A 16216-nucleotide genomic window follows, 5' to 3' on the forward strand; every position below is an offset into this window, starting at 1 on the left:
GGCCCCCTCTCGTACCTTCGCGGAACTACAGCCTCTCGTACCTTCGCGGAACTACAGCTTCTCGACCGGTGCGTACCGCAGCAGCAGCTTCTTCGGGCGCTCGCCGCCGAAGTCGATCGTGGCCTGCGCGTCCGAGCCGGACCCGGTCACCGTCATCACCGTGCCCAGGCCGAACTGGTCGTGCGTGACGCGGTCCCCGACGGCGAGGTTGATCACCGGCTTGTCCGACGCCCGCCGGGTGGCGAAGCCCGAAGGACCGCCGCGGGAACGCGAGTTGGCCAGTGAAGAGGAGAGCGAGGACGCCACCGAGCCCGCCTTGGAGCCGGAGACCGGGCCCGCCGGGATCTGCGCACCGGTGCGCTTCCACTCCAGGTGGGTGTCCGGGATCTCCTCCAGGAAGCGGGAGGCCGGGTTGTACGAGGGCTGGCCCCAGGCGCTGCGCATGGTCGAGCGGGTGAGGTAGAGGCGCTCGCGGGCGCGGGTGATGCCGACGTACGCGAGGCGGCGCTCCTCCTCCAGCTCCTTGGTGTTGCCGAGCGAGCGCATGTGCGGGAAGACGCCGTCCTCCATGCCGGTCAGGAAGACGACCGGGAATTCGAGGCCCTTGGCGGTGTGCAGCGTCATGAGGGTGATGACGCCGGAGCCGTCCTCCTCCTCGTCGGGGATCTGGTCGGAGTCGGCGACGAGTGCGACCTTCTCCAGGAAGTCGGAGAGCGTGCCGGGGGCCTCGCCGTCGTCGCCCCCCTGGTTCTCCTGCTCGAACTCCAGGGCCACGGCGGCGAGTTCCTGAAGGTTCTCGACACGGGTCTCGTCCTGCGGGTCGGTGGAAGCCTGCAGCTCGGCGAGGTATCCGGTCCGCTCCAGTACGGCTTCGAGGACGGTGGCCGGTCCGGCTCCGGACTCGACGATCGTACGGAGTTCCTCCATCAGCGTGTTGAACCGCTTGACGGCGTTGGCCGAGCGGGCGGCCATTCCGTACGCCTCGTCGACGCGGCGCAGGGCCTGCGGGAAGCTGATCCGCTCGCGCAGCGACAGCGCGTCGATCATGGCTTCGGCGCGGTCGCCGATGCCGCGCTTGGGCACGTTGAGGATGCGGCGCAGCGGGACGGTGTCCTCGGGGTTCGACAGCACGCGCAGGTAGGCCAGGATGTCCCGGACCTCCTTGCGCTCGTAGAAGCGGACGCCGCCGACGACCTTGTACGGCAGGCCGACCCGGATGAAGATCTCTTCGAAGACACGGGACTGCGCGTTCGTACGGTAGAAGACGGCGACGTCGCCGGCCTTGGCGTCGCCCGCGTCGGTGAGGCGGTCGATCTCCTCGGCGATGAACTGGGCCTCGTCGTGCTCGGTGTCGGCGACGTACCCGGTGATCTGGGATCCGGCGCCGGCATCGGTCCAGAGGTTCTTCGCGCGGCGGTTCTCGTTGCGCTCGATGACGGCGTTGGCGGCGGTGAGGATCGTCTGGGTGGAGCGGTAGTTCTGCTCCAGGAGGATCGTCTTCGCGTCCGGGTAGTCCTCCTCGAACTGGAGGATGTTGCGGATCGTCGCGCCGCGGAAGGCGTAGATCGACTGGTCGGCGTCACCGACGACGCACAGCTCGCCGGGCGCGCGGTCCTCGCCGGACGGTCCGACCAGCTCCCGTACGAGCGTGTACTGGGCGTGGTTGGTGTCCTGGTACTCGTCGACCATGACGTGCCTGAAGCGCATCCGGTAGTGCTCGGCGACGTCGGGGAACGCCTGGAGCAGGTGCACCGTGGTCATGATGATGTCGTCGAAGTCCAGTGCGTTCGCCTCGCGGAGGCGGGACTGGTACAGCGCGTAGGCCTGGGCGAGGGTCTTCTCGAAGCCGTCGGCGGCCTGGCCCGCGAAGGCTTCCTCGTCTATCAGCTCGTTCTTGAGGTTGGAGACCTTGGCACTGAAGGACTTCGGCGGGAACTTCTTCGGGTCGATGTCGAGGTCGCGGCAGACCAGGGCCATCAGGCGCTTGGAGTCGGCGGCGTCGTAGATCGAGAAGGAGCTCGTGAAGCCGAGCTTCTTGGACTCGCGGCGCAGGATGCGGACGCACGCGCTGTGGAAGGTGGACACCCACATCGCGTGGGCGCGCGGGCCCACCAGCTCCTCGACGCGCTCCTTCATCTCGCCCGCGGCCTTGTTGGTGAAGGTGATCGCGAGGATCTGGCCGGGGTGCACCCCGCGGGCGGACAGCAGGTGCGCGATGCGGTGGGTGAGCACGCGGGTCTTGCCGGAACCGGCTCCGGCCACGATGAGCAGCGGCGATCCGGCGTGCACGACGGCGGCGCGCTGGTTGTCGTTCAGCCCGTCGAGGAGGGCCGCCGGGTCGACCACCGGGCGGGGGGCGCCGTCCCGGTAGTACCCGTCGCGGGGCGGCGGCGGACCGTCGAACGCACCCCCGAAGAGGTCATGCGGGACCTCCTCCGCGGGGGCACCGTCGTCGGTGTCCTCCGGGGGAGGCGGGGCCGCGTCGTCCTTGTGCTGGAGGTCGGCCAGGAAGCTGTCGTCAAAGAGGCTGCTCATCGCCTACCGAGTCTAGGCGGCCCCACTGACAGCAGGCCCCGGTTTCCGCCACCCCGGCCCGTGATCACCGTCCGCCACCACAGCCCGTGACCCTGTACTCACGCCCTTGCTAAGGTCACGAAAACGTATCGGGCATATCGAACATCAGGCTTCCCACCCGTCACGGGGATTGGCTACGGTGCTGCGCGAGCGGCCCGTACCCCCCTCGGCGAACCGCGCCGGAACGGTCCCCTCACGCCGAATTCGCGCCGCCCGCACGGTGGTTCGGAACCGGGGACCCACACGCATCACCGGGGTGAATCGGCCCGTACCCCCACGACCTGGGCCGTAGGGCACCTTCCGTCAGTCCGCCCGAACCCGACAGCTAACCCGGTAGGCGGTCCACGGAAGGAATGCCTGCTTTGGCATCGCATCGCAAGCCGCGTACCCGCGCCACGTCGCTGATACGTTCCACCGCTCCCGGGGTCGGCGTCACCGCCGCCGCCCTGGTCACCGTCGGTCTGGTCGCCCAGTCCGCACAGGCCGCACCCGCCTCTCCTGTCCCTCCCGCCGCTCCCAAGCCGTCGGTCGAAGAGGTGCAGCAGAAGGTCGACGACCTCTACCGGCAGGCCGGGGCGGCGACCCAGAAGTACAACGGGGCCAAGGAAGCCACCCGGCAGCAGAAGGAGAAGGTCGAGGGGCTCCTCGACGACGTCGCACAGCGCACCGACAAGCTCAACGAGGCCAGGCGCTCGCTCGGCACCTTCGCCGCCACCCAGTACCGCAGCGGATCGGTCGGTCCCACGGCCGCGCTGCTGCTGGCGCACGACCCGCAGTCGTACTTCGATTCGCGGCGGCTGATGGCGCGGGCCACCGATCAGCAGAGGAAGCTGGTCGCCGACTACACCGCGCAGCAGCAGTCCGCCGCGAAGCACCGGGCCGTGGCGACCCGCGGCCTGGAGCGGCTGACCACCTCGCAGGCCTCGCTGCGGGAGTCCAAGCAGGACGTGCAGGACAAGCTCGGGCAGGCACGCGGGCTGCTGTCGCGGCTGACCGCCGAGGAGAAGGCCGAGCTCGCGGAGCTGGAACGCAAGCGCGAGGCGGCGGCCAGGCACAAGGCGGACGAGCTGGCGCGGCAGCAGGCGGAGGCGGCGGCCGGGGAGAAGGAGCGGGAGAGGGAGAAGGAGAGGGAGAGGGAGCAGGAGAAGGAGGCCGGGCAGGGGGCCGGATCCGGGTCGGCCAGGGATCCGGGTACGGGTGCGGGGTCCGGCAGCGGCTCGGGGTCCGGCTCCGGTTCGGGTTCCGGTAGCGGCTCCGGCTCCGGCTCCGGCTCCGGAAGCTCGTACTCCACCAAGGCCGCGAAGGTGCTGGCCTTCGCCCGCGCGCAGATCGGCAAGCCGTACATCTGGGGCGCCACCGGCCCCTCCTCGTACGACTGCTCGGGACTGACCCAGGCCGCCTGGCGGGCCGCCGGGGTGAACCTGCCGCGGACCACCTGGGACCAGGTGAAGGTCGGCACACGGGTCGCGACGAAGGACCTCAAACCGGGTGACCTGGTGTTCTTCTACGACGACATCAGCCACGTCGGCATCTACAAGGGCGACGGAATGATGATCCACGCGCCGAAGCCGAACGCGAAGGTGCGCGAGGAGTCGATCTACTACATGCCGATCTACGGGAGCATCCGGCCGGCCTGACCGGCCCCGCCCCAGGAGCTCAGTCGGCCTGACCGGCCCCGCCCCGGAGCTCAGTCGGCCTGACCGGCCCCGCCGGAACTCAGGTCCACAGGACGGCGATGAAGATGTTGACGACCGTCAGCCCGCCGACCGCGCCGAACAGGGCCTTCTCCACCTTCTCGTCATCGCGCTTGACGTAGACGAGGCCCAGGATCACCACCAGGATCGCCAGCTTGATGCCGAGCTTGACGTTGTTGAGGGGGTGGTCCTGGGCCTGGTGGATGCCGACCAGGGCGATGCCGGTCACCAGCATGGTCAGCGCACCGTGCAGCATCGGGGGTGTGAAACGGGCGGTGCCCGCGCCCATCGCCTTCATCTGGGTCAGGAAGCCGCCGAGGAGCGAGGCGATGCCGATGATGTGCAGTCCTACGAAGACATTGATCGTGACGTCCATGGGGCGGAGCCTAGCCAGGCGTTAGCAGGGCGACGGCGGCAGGGCGGGCCATTCCGTCCCATCGGTCGCAGAGGGCGCGGAAGTGGTGATTCCGCATCCCTGTCGTCGATCATCCGCGACCAGTACTCGACCTCTTCCTGCCATTAGCGCTCATTCGAAGGCTGTGCCGTGACGTCCAGGTTTAGCGTCCCTCCCCAGACGGCCGACTCCCCTCCCCCTCACTCGGCCGGACGGACCAGTGGAAGGACGTGAACGCCCTCGTGGCAGCGCACCGGAAGCCCAAGCAGCGCTCACTCAGCACCGCTCGCAGTGCCCGTACCACCGCGGTCACCCTCGCACTGGCAGGGGCCGCGGGCGCCACCGCACTGGAGGGCACCGCGCAGGCGGAGCCGACGCTCACTCCGGCACAGATCAAGTCGAAGATCGACAAGCTGTACCACGACGCAGAGGCCGCCACCGAGGCGTACAACGGCGTGCAGGAGAAGGCCGAGCGGACGAAGAAGTCGCTCGGCCAGCTACGGGACGAGGCGGCACGCAAGACGGAGCAGCTCAACTCCGCACGCGGCTCGCTCGGCGCTCTGGCCGCGTCCCAGTACCGCACCGGGGGCATCGAGCCCGCGCTCCAGGTCGCGCTGACCTCGAACCCCGACCAGTACCTGGAGCGGGCCGCGATCGCCGGGCGGGCGAGCGACCGGCAGGCCGTCAAAGTGCTGGGCGCGCAGCGGCAGGTCGCCGAGATCGCCCGGCTGCGCGGCAGTGCCGGCCAGAGATTCTCCGAACTCGCCGAACAGCAGGGCGAGTTGAAGAAGCAGAAGGCGAAGATCCAGGAGAAGATCTCCGGCGCCGAGAAACTGCTCTCCCGGCTCACCGCCGACGACCGCGCCCGGTACGCGGCCCAGGACGGGCACGGCGAGGCGGGTGGCGGCGGCGACCGTGCCAGTCGCGGGAAGCGCACCGAGATGCCGCGCGGCAGCGTCCGGGCGCCCAACGCCCGTGCCTCGCAGGCCGTTTCGTTCGCCTACTCCGCTCTGGGAAAGCCCTATGTCTGGGGTGCCACGGGCCCCTCCTCCTTCGACTGCTCGGGCCTGACCCAGGCCGCCTGGCGCTCTGCCGGGGTGGCGCTCCCGCGCACCACCTACACACAGATCAACGCGGGAGAACGCGTCTCGCGTTCCCAACTCGCGCCGGGAGATCTGCTGTTCTTCTACTCCGGCATCACCCACGTCGGGCTGTACATCGGCGAAGGCAAGATGATCCACGCACCGCGGCCCGGAGCCCCGGTGCGGATCGCGCCGATCGACCAGATGCCGCTGACGGGGGCGACACGGCCGGCATGATGCCCACGCCTGACGCCCCTCGTAACGCCCCTCTGTAACGCCCCTCTGTGACGCCCCCTGTGATCGACAGGGTCGTCCGCTCTTCGCGGGGTAGCCGCCTCTATGAGGCCGTGGCCGCCACGGCCTCATAGAGGGAGGCACAGTCATGCCGGGCATCATCAACAGGATCAAGAGTTACGCACGCAGCCCGCAGGGCCGCCGCACCATCGCCCGGGGCCGCCGCGAGGCCTCGAACCCGCGCAGGCGCTCGCAGGCGAGGCAGCTCCTGAGCCGGCTCCGCGGCGGGCGCGGTCACGGCCGTCGCTACTGAGCACGGCCGTCGTTACGGAGCACGGCCGTCGCTCCTGTACGGCCGCCGCTCCTGAGTACCGAAGACGGCCGTCCCCGCCCGTCGGCGGCTACTTGCCCAGTTGGTCCGACAGCCACCGGAAGACCTCCGGCACCTGCTGCTTCCACACACTGGTGCCGTGGGGCCCGGTCAGCTTCACGACCCGCACCGTCGTCGGTGCCTTCGCCGCACCCTTCATGGCGGTCCCCGCCTCGAAGCCGTCGCCCGCCGCGCCCGATACGAACAGGGCGGTGCGCGGCGGCTTCCCCGCCTTGTTCGCCGCCTTCAGCATCATGTACGGGTTGTTGGCGCGCCGCAGTTCCGGGGTCGCGGCGGTGAGGGCGGCGGGCTCGCCGTTCGGGTCGTTGAAGCCGGAGAGGCTGACGCCCGCGCGGTAGCGGTCCGGGTGGGCGACGGCGAGCTTGGCTGCGCAGTGCGCGCCCGCCGAGTAGCCACCGACGGCCCAGTCCGAGGCCTTGTCCGAGGCGCGGAAGGTGTCAAAGACCATCTTCCGCACGTCGACGCTCAGCCAGCTGTCCGCGTTGACCTTGCCCGGGATGTTGGCGCAGCCGGTGTCGGTCTGGTCGCCGAGCAGGGTGGTGCGCGGTGAGACCAGGATGAAAGGCTTGACCTTGCCCTGCTTCATCAGCGGCCCCAGCTGCTTGTTCACCTCAAGGGTGCCGAACCAGGCCTTCGCGGACCCGGGGTAGCCGGGCAGCAGCTGGACCACCGGGAACTTCTTGTCCTTGTACGCCGGGTCGTCGTACTGCGGCGGCAGCCACACGTACACCTCGCCCTCGACCCCGGAGATCCGGCCCTTGAGCTCGGTGACCTGGACGCCCGGCCCCATCCTGGCGTCGTCGACCGGCTTGAACTTCGCGGCTTCCTTCGGCTGCTCGGACAGCTTCTGACCGCCTATGCCGTCGGGGCCGAGGTCCGTGGCCGTCCCGGCCCGGTCCGTCGTCCCGAGCAGGTCGTCCCAGGTGTCGTAGAGCCCGTTGGCGTTGTTCACCCCGACGAAGACCACGGTGATGGCGGTGACCTGTGCGAACACCAGCATCAACAGCCGTACGAAGCCACGCACGGCGGCGGGACCGCGCACCCGGCTCCACAGGGCCAGCGGCAGGACGACCGCGACCACGAGCAGGGCGATCGCGGTCACGAAGAAGGGGGTCCCGGTAAGACTCATCACGTGGGTACTAGATGGCCTGATCGCCACCGGGGTTGCCCGATTTCACGTGTCTGTCACCTGACTCACACCCCTGCCGCACCTGAACCCCCGGTAAAGCCGCAGGTCAGGGCAGCTTTGGGGCGGGGTCAGACCAGCCGTCGGGCAGTTGCCCAGCGGGTCAGCTCGTGCCGGTTGGACAGCTGGAGCTTGCGCAGCACCGCCGAGACGTGCGATTCGACCGTCTTCACGGAGATGAACAGCTGCTTCGCGATCTCCTTGTACGCGTAGCCGCGCGCGATCAGACGCAGCACCTCGCGCTCCCGCTGGGTGAGCCGGTCCATGTCCTCGTCGGCCGGGGGCGCGTCCGTCGACGCGAACGCGTCCAGGACGAACCCGGCCAGCCGCGGCGAGAACACCGCGTCCCCGTCCTGCACCCGAAACACCGAATTCACCAGGTCGGCGCCGGTGATCGTCTTGGTGACGTACCCGCGTGCACCGCCCCGGATGACGCCGATGACGTCCTCCGCCGCATCGGAGACCGACAGCGCCAGGAACCGCACCGGCTGCTCGGCGTCCGACATCAACGGTGCGCACCGGCGCAGCACTTCGACCCCGCCGCCGCCCGGCAGGTGCACGTCGAGGAGGACCACCTCGGGCCGGGTCGCAGTGATCACGGTGACGGCCTGGTCGACGTCGGCGGCCTCGCCGACCACCTCGACGCCGGTCGTCGCGGTCTGGCCGATCTCGGCCTGCACCCCGGTGCGGAACATCCGGTGGTCGTCCACCAGCACCACCCGTACGTGCCGCTCCTGTCCCTGCTCCGGCTGCCCCTGGCCCCCGTGTGCGCTCTGCTCGGTCATGCGTCCGCCGCCCTCTCCATCTCAAGCTCGACTTCCGTGCCCCCGTCGGGCGCGGAACGCAGCCGTGCCGTGCCTCCGTGGCGCTCCATCCGGCCGATGATCGATTCTCGTACGCCCATCCGGTCGCCCGGAATCGCATCGAGGTCGAAACCGGGTCCCCGGTCCCGCACGGACACGAAGACCGTGCGGCCCTCGACCTCCGCGAAGACCTGTACCGCCCCGCCCTCGCCACCGTACTTGGCGGCATTCACCATTGCCTCGCGTGCGGCCTGCATCTGAGCCGCCAGCTTGTCGTCCAGCGGGCAGTCACCGACCACCACCACCTCAAGAGGCACTCCGTGCTTGTCCTCCACCTCGGCTGCCGCGCGCTTCACCGCGTCCGCGAGGGTGGTGGGTTCCTCGTCCTCGTCCTTGCCGGTGCCCTCCGGCTTGTACAGCCAGTTGCGCAGCTCGCGCTCCTGGGCACGGGCCAGCCGCCGTACCTCCGAGCCGTCGTCCGCGTTGCGCTGGATCAGCGTCAGGGTGTGCAGTACGGAGTCGTGGACGTGGGCGGCGACCTCGGCCCGCTCCTGGGCGCGGATGCGCATCAGGCGCTCCTCGGACAGGTCCTGCGTCATGCGGACGAGATACGGGCCGGCCAGCAGCCCGATGCCCGCGATCACGGCGAGCGCGGCCGTCAGTACGTTGCCCAGCTGGGCGGCCGAGCCGCGCACGACCAGGAAGACCGTGAGGCCGACCCCGACCAGGGCGACGCCCGCGAGACCGCGCAGCACCTGGAGCATCCGGCGGCGGCTGCCGCCCTCCGTCCAGTGCGCGCGGCGGGCGTTGTCCGCCTGGCGCCACACCAGTACGACACCCGCGCCGGTCAGCAGCAGCGGCCACACGTACCGCCCGGAGCCGGCCGTGTCCACATTGCTGACGAAGATCGCGGCGCCGATGCAGAGCGCGACCAGGGCGGCGATCTGCCCCTTGTCGGGGATCCGCAGCCTGCGCCGGCCGTCGGGCAGGGTCTCGAAGGCGCTGCGCGGCTCGGCGCCGACCCCTCCGACCCCCAGCGGCACGAAGAACCAGAACACCGCGTACACCAGCGCGCCCAGCCCCTGCATCAGGAACAGGCCGAAGAAGGCGATCCGCACCCAGGCGACCGGCAGTCCCAGGTGTCCCGCGAGCCCCCGGGCGACCCCGCCGAGCATCCGCCCGTCCGCGCTGCGGTAGAGCTTGCGCGGGTGCGGGGCTGCCGAGTCCTGCTCGGCGGCGGGTGGGCGGGCCGCTCGGCGGCTCGGGGCGGTGGACGACATGACTTGATGGTCACACGGCCGCAGGGCCCGGCACATGGGGGAAAACCCCAGAATCCCCTGAGGGAAACCGCAGGATGGGGCCTGCGGAAATCAGGGATCAGCCAGGGTCGCCCCAGGTGCCGCGGGCGGCGGATGCCGGTCACCATGGGGCTTATGACAGAAGTCCACGACGAACCGGTGGCCACCACGCCCCCCGGCCCGGGCGGTCCCGCGGATCCGGCCGACGGGTCGAAGCCCCGGCTGCGCCGCAGCCGCCGTCACAAGACGATCGGCGGTGTGTGCGGCGGGCTCGGCCAGTACTTCGACGTCGACCCGGTGATCTTCCGTGTCGTGCTCGCCGTGACCGCCGTGGCCGGTGGCATCGGGCTGATCGCGTACGGCTTCGCCTGGCTGCTCGTACCGCAGGAGGGCGACGAGGAGAACGAGGCGAAGCGGTTGCTGACCGGCCGTGTAGACGGCCCGGCCCTGATCGCGGTGCTGCTCGCCCTGGTCGGCTGCGGCATGTTCCTGTCGATGCTGCACAACGGCGGCGCCTTCGGATTCTCCGTCATGCTCATCCTGGTCGTCGGTGCCAGCGCCATGTGGTCCCGGCAGCGCCGGGACGCCGCCGCCTCGTCGGAAGAGCCGGGAGCCACCCAGGTCGCGGACGTGGCGGCGCCCCCCGAGACCAAGGCTCCGCCGATTCCCGGCGCCCCGTCCTGGTGGCGCGACCCGATCGTCAAGGACGGCACGACCGGGCCCGTCCCGCACGGCTACCTCTGGGGTCCGGCCGCGCAGCCCGTCGACGTCCGCCCCTCAATGAGGAACGGATGCACGGCGCGCCGTGACCGGCGCCCCCGCTCCTTCGGCGGCCTCACATTCCTCGTCGCGCTGCTCGCCGGTGCGGCGGGCACGGCCGCGACCTGGGACACGGAGCCCCTGGGCACCAGCCTGGCGACCGGCCTGGCGTGTGCGCTGGCGGTGTTCGGGGTGGGGCTGCTGTTCGGGTCGTTCCTCGGCCGGGTCGGCGCGGGCACGATTTTCCTGGGCCTGCTCACGGCCGGTCTGCTGACGGCCGCCTCGGCCATCCCCAAGGACATCACCACCGACTGGGTCCGCAGCGACTGGCGTCCGGCGACGGTCGGGGCCGTCCAGCCGAGGTACGAACTCGGCGCCGGCGAGGGCCTCCTCGACCTCGGCAAACTGGTCGTGCCGAAGGGCAGCACCCTGACCACCAGGGCCGAGGTCGGGGCGGGCACCCTGCGCGTCGTCGTCCCCAAGGACGTGACCGTGCAGGTCGACATGGAGGTGGGGGTGGGCGACATCGAGCTGCCCGGCCAGAGCCCGGAGGACATCGACATCCGCACCAGCCAGCAGCAGGCCCGCACCCTCTACCCACCGCCCGGCGCGAAGCCCGCGGGCACGGTCTCCCTGCACCTCGAAGTCGGCGTCGGACAGGTGGCGGTGGAACGTGCTGCGTCATGACTTCCTGCCCGGGCGCGCGGTCCTGGGCCTCACCTTCCTGACCGCGACCGTGCTGTACGCCGTCGATGCGAGCGGCACCTGGGACACCCCGTGGTGGACGCTGCTCCCGGTGATCGGCGGCGGCCTCTTCGTGGCGGCGGTCGCCGGCTGGATCGGCTACGGCATCCGGCGGCGCCGCAAGGCCCGCATCGCATCGAGGGAGAACACGGCCGCCCCGGCGAGCACCAGCGGCAGCCACGCCATCAGATAGGCGAGGTCGTTGCCGTAGTAGTACGGCGTGGTCTGCCAGCTGACGGTGAGCCACAGGCTGAGCGAGATCAGCGCACCGCCGACGGCGGCGACGCGTGCGAAGAGACCGAGCAGCGTGCCGATACCGACGAGGAGTTCCCCGATCGCGATGGCGTAGCCGAAGCCTTCGGGGGCCTTCAGCGCCAGGTCGACGAGCCAGGGCACGGCGGAGCCGTCGCGCACCGAGGTCATCAGTGCGCCGATCGAGCCGTCACCGCTCGCGGAGAGGAACGCGCTGTCGGTGAGCTTGTCGAGGCCCGCGTAGATGAAGGTGATGCCGAGGAAGAGGCGCAGGGGAAGCAGCGCGAAGCGGCTCGCGCTGTGCTTCCAGCCCCGCGGCTCGTTCGTCCCGTACGCACGCGTGCTGCCCGTCCCGTACCCGTATGCCATCGCCCGGCCCTGCCTTCCTCGCGCCTCACGTCCCGTCGCTTGACCATACGTTCGACGAGCGGGCGGGGCGCAGCGGGAGAACGCCTCAATGAGGAGGTCGCTGCGGCCCGCCTCGAAGAGGAGGCCGCGGCGGTGCGCGGTCAGTCGGTGACGTCGATCTGGCAGCAGTTCGTCTCCACGCCCGCCGCCGTCACCACCTGTACCTCGACCCGGCCCGGCTCCACCTCGACGGGGACCGGCACGGTCAGCGCACTGTCGGTCGGGTTGGTGAACCCACCGGGCACCGGCACCAGCGGGACGTGCACATGGACCGTCCCGATCCGCACCACCATGCGGGCCAGCCGGTCCGGAGTCCGCGCCCCGGGCGGTACGAAGCCCGCGCCGCGGATCTCGATGTCGTCGCCCGTACGGATGGGCCCGTCGAGGTCGCCCGCCTCCCTGGCCCGGACGACGGACAGCACGACCGGACGGCCGCCCTCCGCATACTTCCCCGCGAAGTACGTGGCCGCCGACACCACCACGAGGAGGGCGAGCCCCCACGGCAGGTCCGGCAACTGCTCGGGCCGCCTGGCCAGTCGTACGGCGGAGAAGACGACTGCCACGGTCGATACGAGAACGTACTGGACGTCGCCGAAGTTCCCCCGCCCCGAGTCGTCGGTCAGCAGGTCGGCGGCGCGCGGCCGGTCCGCCCGCACCTTCTGGAGGGTCTGCTTCAGCACCCGAACCCCCACCACCCGCCGTACGATCACGGCGATCGCACAGGTCAGCGCGAGGACGGTCAGTACACCTGCGCCCCGGGCCAGTTCGAGCCCTGCGATCAGGGCGTCCCGGTCGGCCGGGTTCGACGCGCCGGCCAGTTGCACGGCGAGCACCAGCACCGCGAAGACCGCGAGCAGTACCCAGGACGCGGCGACGGCGCGCGAGGTGGAGAGCCGGTTGTCCTCGCCGATCAGCGGCGCGAGCAGTCCGCCGCGCGCCCGGTGCGCCCTTGCGGCGCCCGTCAGCACGGTGGCGGTGACGAGGGCGGCGACGAGTCCCGCGGTGCGGGCCAGGGTCCACCCCGCGCCGATGGCGGTGAACGCCTCCACCAGCGCGAGGGCCACCACGGCCCCCCACACCACGAACAGCGTCCTGCGCCACAGCAGTCGCAGCCAGACCTCACCGGCCTCGCGCGAGCGCTCCGCGACGTCCCGTGCGGACTGGGTCAGCTCGTCGGACACCCACTGCCGGGACGCTCCCGCGGAGTGCGCGACGGCGGAGGGCACCCCCTCCCCCGTCGCCAGTTCGTCGCGCTTGGCCAGGAAGGCGGCCACGGCGCGCCGGTGACCCTCACGGGCACCGCTCGGGCAGTCGCCGCAGACACAGCCCCCGCCGTGCCCACTGCCGTGCGTGCTCTGTCTTGCCTCTTGCACCGCCACGGCGATTGCCGCCCTTTCCCCGTCCGACCCACTGCCCGCACGTCAACGTGCATGCGCTGAAGGGAAATTGTGCCGTACGGAGGGGCCGGTGCGGCCCGTGGGGAGGTGCGGTGGGGTGACGGCCAGGTCAGCGCCTTGACGCCAACCGGATGCCGCGCCACACCAGCAGTGCTCCGCACAGGGCGACCAGTACGCCGCCGAGCACCCACCACAGCGCGCCGTGCTTCACCGCGTCCAACGCTCCCACTTCACTCCCCTGCACCCTCACCCGCTGCACCTTCACCCCAGGAGTTCAGGTTCCGTCCGGCTGATCCGGCGCCACATCGACTGGTGGTTGATCCACGCGACGAGGTCGCTGCCGATCTGGTCGCGCGTCTCGACGGCCTCCTTGTGGCCGATCAGCACCGGCTTCCCGGCCGCCCGCGCCGCCAGCTGCACCTGGCAGGACCGCTCCAGCGTGTGGAACCACCAGGCTGCCGCGTCCACCGAGTCCCCGACCGTGAGCAGTCCGTGGTTGCGCAGCACGACCGCTTTGTTGCTGCCGAGCGCCCCGGCGATCCAGCGGCCCTCGGTCGGGTCGACGGCGACGCCCGTGTACGCGTCGTAGAGCGCGTGCGACTCGTAGAAGGCGCAGGACTCCTGGGTGATCGGGTCGAGGAGCTCCCCGAGGGCCGCGAAGGCCCGCCCGTGCACGGAGTGGGTGTGCGCGACGGCGACGACGTCGGGGCGCGCCTTGTGCACCTGGGCGTGCACGGTGAAGGCGGCCTGGTTGACGTGCCGGCTCCCCCGCACGACCTGGCCGTCCCCGTTGACGAGGATCAGATCGCTCACGGTCACGTCGGCGAAGGCGAGTCCGAAGGGGTTCACCCAGTAGCAGTCGGCGTATTCGGGGTCGCGTGCCGTGATGTGCCCGGAGACGCCCTCCTCGTACCCGCACGAAGCGAAGATCCTGAGCGCGCCCGCCAGCCGCTCCTTGCGGTAGCGGCGCTCGTCGGCCGGGTCGTCGTGGACGGGCGGCATCGCGAAGTCGAGCCGGTCGACGGGTACGGGCGGGGGTGCGGGTGTCTCGGCGGTCATGGGGCGGAAGCTACCCCCTGGTAGGGCCGGAAACCAGGGATGCGGATACGACGATGCCGCGGCCACCTCATAGAGGTGGCCGCGGCATCGGGCGCTACAGGAGGGTCACTCCCACTCGATCGTGCCCGGCGGCTTGCTCGTCACGTCGAGCACGACCCGGTTGACGTCGGCCACCTCGTTGGTGATCCGCGTCGAGATCTTCGCCAGCACCTCGTACGGCATGCGCGTCCAGTCCGCCGTCATGGCGTCCTCGGACGAGACGGGGCGCAGCACGATCGGGTGGCCGTAGGTGCGGCCGTCACCCTGCACGCCCACCGAGCGCACGTCGGCGAGCAGCACGACCGGGCACTGCCAGATCTCGCGGTCGAGACCGGCCGCGGTCAGCTCCTCACGGGCGATGGCGTCGGCCTCGCGCAGCAGGTCCAGGCGCTCCTTGGTCACGTCACCGACGATGCGGATGCCGAGACCGGGGCCGGGGAACGGCTGGCGCTGGACGATCTCCTCCGGGAGGCCGAGCTCCTGGCCGACCATCCGGACCTCGTCCTTGAACAGCTGGCGCAGCGGCTCGACGAGCTCGAACTCGATGTCGTCGGGGAGCCCGCCCACGTTGTGGTGGGACTTGATGTTGGCGGTGCCGGTGCCGCCGCCGGACTCGACGACGTCCGGGTACAGGGTGCCCTGGACCAGGAACGCGACCGCCGGGCCCTCCTCCTGGAGGATCTCCAGCTGGGCCTGCTCGAAGACGCGGATGAACTCGCGGCCGATGATCTTCCGCTTGGTCTCCGGGTCGGAGACGCCCGCGAGCGCGTCGAGGAAGCGCTTCTCGGCGTCGACGACCTTGAGCTGCACGCCCGTGGCCGCGACGAAGTCCTTCTCGACCTGCTGGGTCTCGCCCTTGCGCATCAGACCGTGGTCGACGTACACGCAGGTCAGCTGGGAGCCGATGGCCTTCTGGACGAGGGCTGCGGCCACCGCGGAGTCCACGCCGCCGGACAGGCCGCAGATGGCGCGCTTGTCGCCGACCTGCTCGCGGATCAGGGCGATCTGCTCCTCGACGACGTTGTGCGTCGTCCAGTTCGGCTCGATGCCGGCGCCGCGGTACAGGAAGTGCTCAAGTACCTGCTGGCCGTGCGTGGAGTGCAGCACCTCGGGGTGGTACTGGACGCCGTACAGCTTCTTCTCGTCGTTCTCGAAGGCGGCGACCGGCACGACGTCCGTGGACGCGGTGACGGTGAAGCCCTCGGGAGCGGCGGAGCAGGCGTCGCCGTGCGACATCCACACCGGCTGCTCGTCCGGCGTGCCCTCAAAGAGGGTGGAGCCGGACTTGGAGACCTTGAGCGGGGTACGGCCGTACTCGCGGGCACCGTTGTCGTCGACGGTGCCGCCGAGCGTGATGGCCATCAGCTGGAAGCCGTAGCACATGCCGAAGACCGGGACCCCGGCCTCAAAGAGGGCGCGGTCGATGGACGGGGCACCTTCGGCGTACACCGAGGACGGGCCGCCGGAGAGGATGATCGCCTTCGGGTTCTTCGCGAGCATCTCGGACACCGGCATGGTGCTCGGGACGATCTCGCTGTAGATCCGGGCCTCGCGGACACGGCGGGCGATGAGCTGGGCGTACTGCGCGCCGAAGTCGACGACGAGGACGACGTCGGGGGCGGCGGGGGGCGCTGCGGGCACGGGCGGCCTTCCGGCGGTGAAAGGGGGTCGGGAGTGTCGATTCTACCGGGAGCGGCCGATCCTCCCTGCTGTACCACCGTCCGGGCCTCGCCGTACCACCGTCCGGGCCTCCCGCCCGGTTCCTCTCGTCTCATCATCCGGGCCTGCATTGGGCGCTGCGCGCGGGTGGGGACATAATGCCTCCCATGCGCATGCACACGACCTTCGTCTTTACCTATGGCACCCGGCCCGTCCGGCTGCCACGGTCGTGCTGCTTGTAGC

General features: G+C 70.6%; 14 protein-coding genes and 1 riboswitch. Of the genes, 5 read left to right on the plus strand and 9 right to left on the minus strand.

Annotated elements, in window-relative coordinates; genetic code table 11:
- Positions 1–51: 51 nt before the first annotated feature.
- Complete coding sequence (gene pcrA / locus ACWGIG_RS26335; RefSeq protein WP_453324148.1) at positions 52–2535, minus strand: DNA helicase PcrA; 2484 nt, start codon at positions 2533–2535, stop codon at positions 52–54.
- A 225-nt stretch (positions 2536–2760) separates the two neighbouring features.
- Positions 2761–2929, plus strand: a riboswitch (cyclic di-AMP (ydaO/yuaA leader).
- A gap of 7 nt (positions 2930–2936) precedes the next feature.
- Between pcrA and ACWGIG_RS26340 the strand changes: the two genes are divergently transcribed.
- Positions 2937–4211 (plus strand): NlpC/P60 family protein, encoded by a 1275-nt coding sequence (locus ACWGIG_RS26340; protein ID WP_453324149.1) that lies wholly within the window; start codon positions 2937–2939, stop codon positions 4209–4211.
- A gap of 79 nt (positions 4212–4290) precedes the next feature.
- Here the strand turns inward: ACWGIG_RS26340 and ACWGIG_RS26345 are convergent, their stop codons facing one another.
- On the minus strand, positions 4291–4644 hold the full coding sequence (locus tag ACWGIG_RS26345) for a hypothetical protein (protein ID WP_453324150.1): 354 nt from the start codon (positions 4642–4644) through the stop codon (positions 4291–4293).
- Positions 4645–4904: 260 nt separating this feature from the next.
- Between ACWGIG_RS26345 and ACWGIG_RS26350 the strand changes: the two genes are divergently transcribed.
- Positions 4905–5981, plus strand: a complete 1077-nt coding sequence (locus tag ACWGIG_RS26350) for an NlpC/P60 family protein (RefSeq protein WP_453324151.1) — start codon at positions 4905–4907, stop codon at positions 5979–5981.
- Positions 5982–6126: 145 nt separating this feature from the next.
- Complete coding sequence (locus ACWGIG_RS26355; protein ID WP_453324152.1) at positions 6127–6291, plus strand: hypothetical protein; 165 nt, start codon at positions 6127–6129, stop codon at positions 6289–6291.
- An 88-nt stretch (positions 6292–6379) separates the two neighbouring features.
- On the opposite strand, the gene ACWGIG_RS26360 is transcribed toward ACWGIG_RS26355, so the two are convergent.
- The 3 genes from ACWGIG_RS26360 to ACWGIG_RS26370 all read right to left on the minus strand — a co-directional run bounded on the left by ACWGIG_RS26360 (position 6380) and on the right by ACWGIG_RS26370 (position 9638).
- Positions 6380–7498 carry an alpha/beta hydrolase gene (locus ACWGIG_RS26360; RefSeq protein ID WP_453324153.1) on the minus strand — a complete coding sequence of 373 codons (1119 nt, stop codon included), beginning with the start codon at positions 7496–7498 and terminating at the stop codon, positions 6380–6382.
- A gap of 128 nt (positions 7499–7626) precedes the next feature.
- A complete protein-coding gene (locus ACWGIG_RS26365) occupies positions 7627–8340 on the minus strand; it encodes a LuxR C-terminal-related transcriptional regulator (RefSeq protein WP_453324154.1) in 714 nt (237 codons plus the stop codon).
- Positions 8337–9638, minus strand: a complete 1302-nt coding sequence (locus tag ACWGIG_RS26370; RefSeq protein ID WP_453324155.1) for an ATP-binding protein — start codon at positions 9636–9638, stop codon at positions 8337–8339. The genes ACWGIG_RS26365 and ACWGIG_RS26370 overlap by 4 nt, the downstream gene beginning before the upstream one ends.
- A 153-nt stretch (positions 9639–9791) precedes the next feature.
- Here ACWGIG_RS26370 and ACWGIG_RS26375 point away from each other — a divergent pair, with 153 nt between their 5' ends.
- Together ACWGIG_RS26375 and ACWGIG_RS26380 are read left to right on the plus strand one after the other, a co-directional pair.
- Positions 9792–11102 (plus strand): PspC domain-containing protein, encoded by a 1311-nt coding sequence (locus tag ACWGIG_RS26375; RefSeq protein WP_453324156.1) that lies wholly within the window; start codon positions 9792–9794, stop codon positions 11100–11102.
- A complete protein-coding gene (locus tag ACWGIG_RS26380; RefSeq protein ID WP_453324157.1) occupies positions 11089–11352 on the plus strand; it encodes a hypothetical protein in 264 nt (87 codons plus the stop codon). The genes ACWGIG_RS26375 and ACWGIG_RS26380 overlap by 14 nt, the downstream gene beginning before the upstream one ends.
- On the opposite strand, the gene ACWGIG_RS26385 is transcribed toward ACWGIG_RS26380, so the two are convergent.
- The 4 genes from ACWGIG_RS26385 to guaA form a co-directional block, all read right to left on the minus strand.
- On the minus strand, positions 11259–11780 hold the full coding sequence (locus tag ACWGIG_RS26385; RefSeq protein ID WP_453324158.1) for a DoxX family protein: 522 nt from the start codon (positions 11778–11780) through the stop codon (positions 11259–11261). The two genes, ACWGIG_RS26380 and ACWGIG_RS26385, sit on opposite strands and share 94 nt — an antisense overlap.
- A gap of 140 nt (positions 11781–11920) precedes the next feature.
- Positions 11921–13198 (minus strand): hypothetical protein, encoded by a 1278-nt coding sequence (locus ACWGIG_RS26390; RefSeq protein WP_453324159.1) that lies wholly within the window; start codon positions 13196–13198, stop codon positions 11921–11923.
- A gap of 279 nt (positions 13199–13477) precedes the next feature.
- The gene (locus tag ACWGIG_RS26395) at positions 13478–14275 is read right to left on the minus strand and encodes a class II aldolase/adducin family protein (RefSeq protein ID WP_453324160.1); all 798 of its coding nucleotides are present in this window, start codon (positions 14273–14275) and stop codon (positions 13478–13480) included.
- A gap of 105 nt (positions 14276–14380) precedes the next feature.
- Positions 14381–15955, minus strand: coding sequence for a glutamine-hydrolyzing GMP synthase (gene guaA, locus ACWGIG_RS26400; RefSeq protein WP_453324161.1), 1575 nt, complete (start codon positions 15953–15955; stop codon positions 14381–14383).
- Positions 15956–16216 lie beyond the last annotated feature (261 nt).

It is taken from the genome of Streptomyces sp. NPDC054863 (assembly GCF_053610825.1).

Coding starts and splice junctions, on each gene's coding strand:
- pcrA (WP_453324148.1), bottom strand. CDS start 2,535: ATGAGCAGCCTCTTTGACGACAGCTTCCTGGCCGACCTCCAGCACAAG.
- ACWGIG_RS26345 (WP_453324150.1), bottom strand. CDS start 4,644: ATGGACGTCACGATCAATGTCTTCGTAGGACTGCACATCATCGGCATC.
- ACWGIG_RS26355 (WP_453324152.1), top strand. CDS start 6,127: ATGCCGGGCATCATCAACAGGATCAAGAGTTACGCACGCAGCCCGCAG.
- ACWGIG_RS26360 (WP_453324153.1), bottom strand. CDS start 7,498: ATGAGTCTTACCGGGACCCCCTTCTTCGTGACCGCGATCGCCCTGCTC.
- ACWGIG_RS26370 (WP_453324155.1), bottom strand. CDS start 9,638: ATGTCGTCCACCGCCCCGAGCCGCCGAGCGGCCCGCCCACCCGCCGCC.
- ACWGIG_RS26375 (WP_453324156.1), top strand. CDS start 9,792: ATGACAGAAGTCCACGACGAACCGGTGGCCACCACGCCCCCCGGCCCG.
- ACWGIG_RS26365 (WP_453324154.1), bottom strand. CDS start 8,340: ATGACCGAGCAGAGCGCACACGGGGGCCAGGGGCAGCCGGAGCAGGGA.
- ACWGIG_RS26385 (WP_453324158.1), bottom strand. CDS start 11,780: ATGGCATACGGGTACGGGACGGGCAGCACGCGTGCGTACGGGACGAAC.
- ACWGIG_RS26395 (WP_453324160.1), bottom strand. CDS start 14,275: ATGACCGCCGAGACACCCGCACCCCCGCCCGTACCCGTCGACCGGCTC.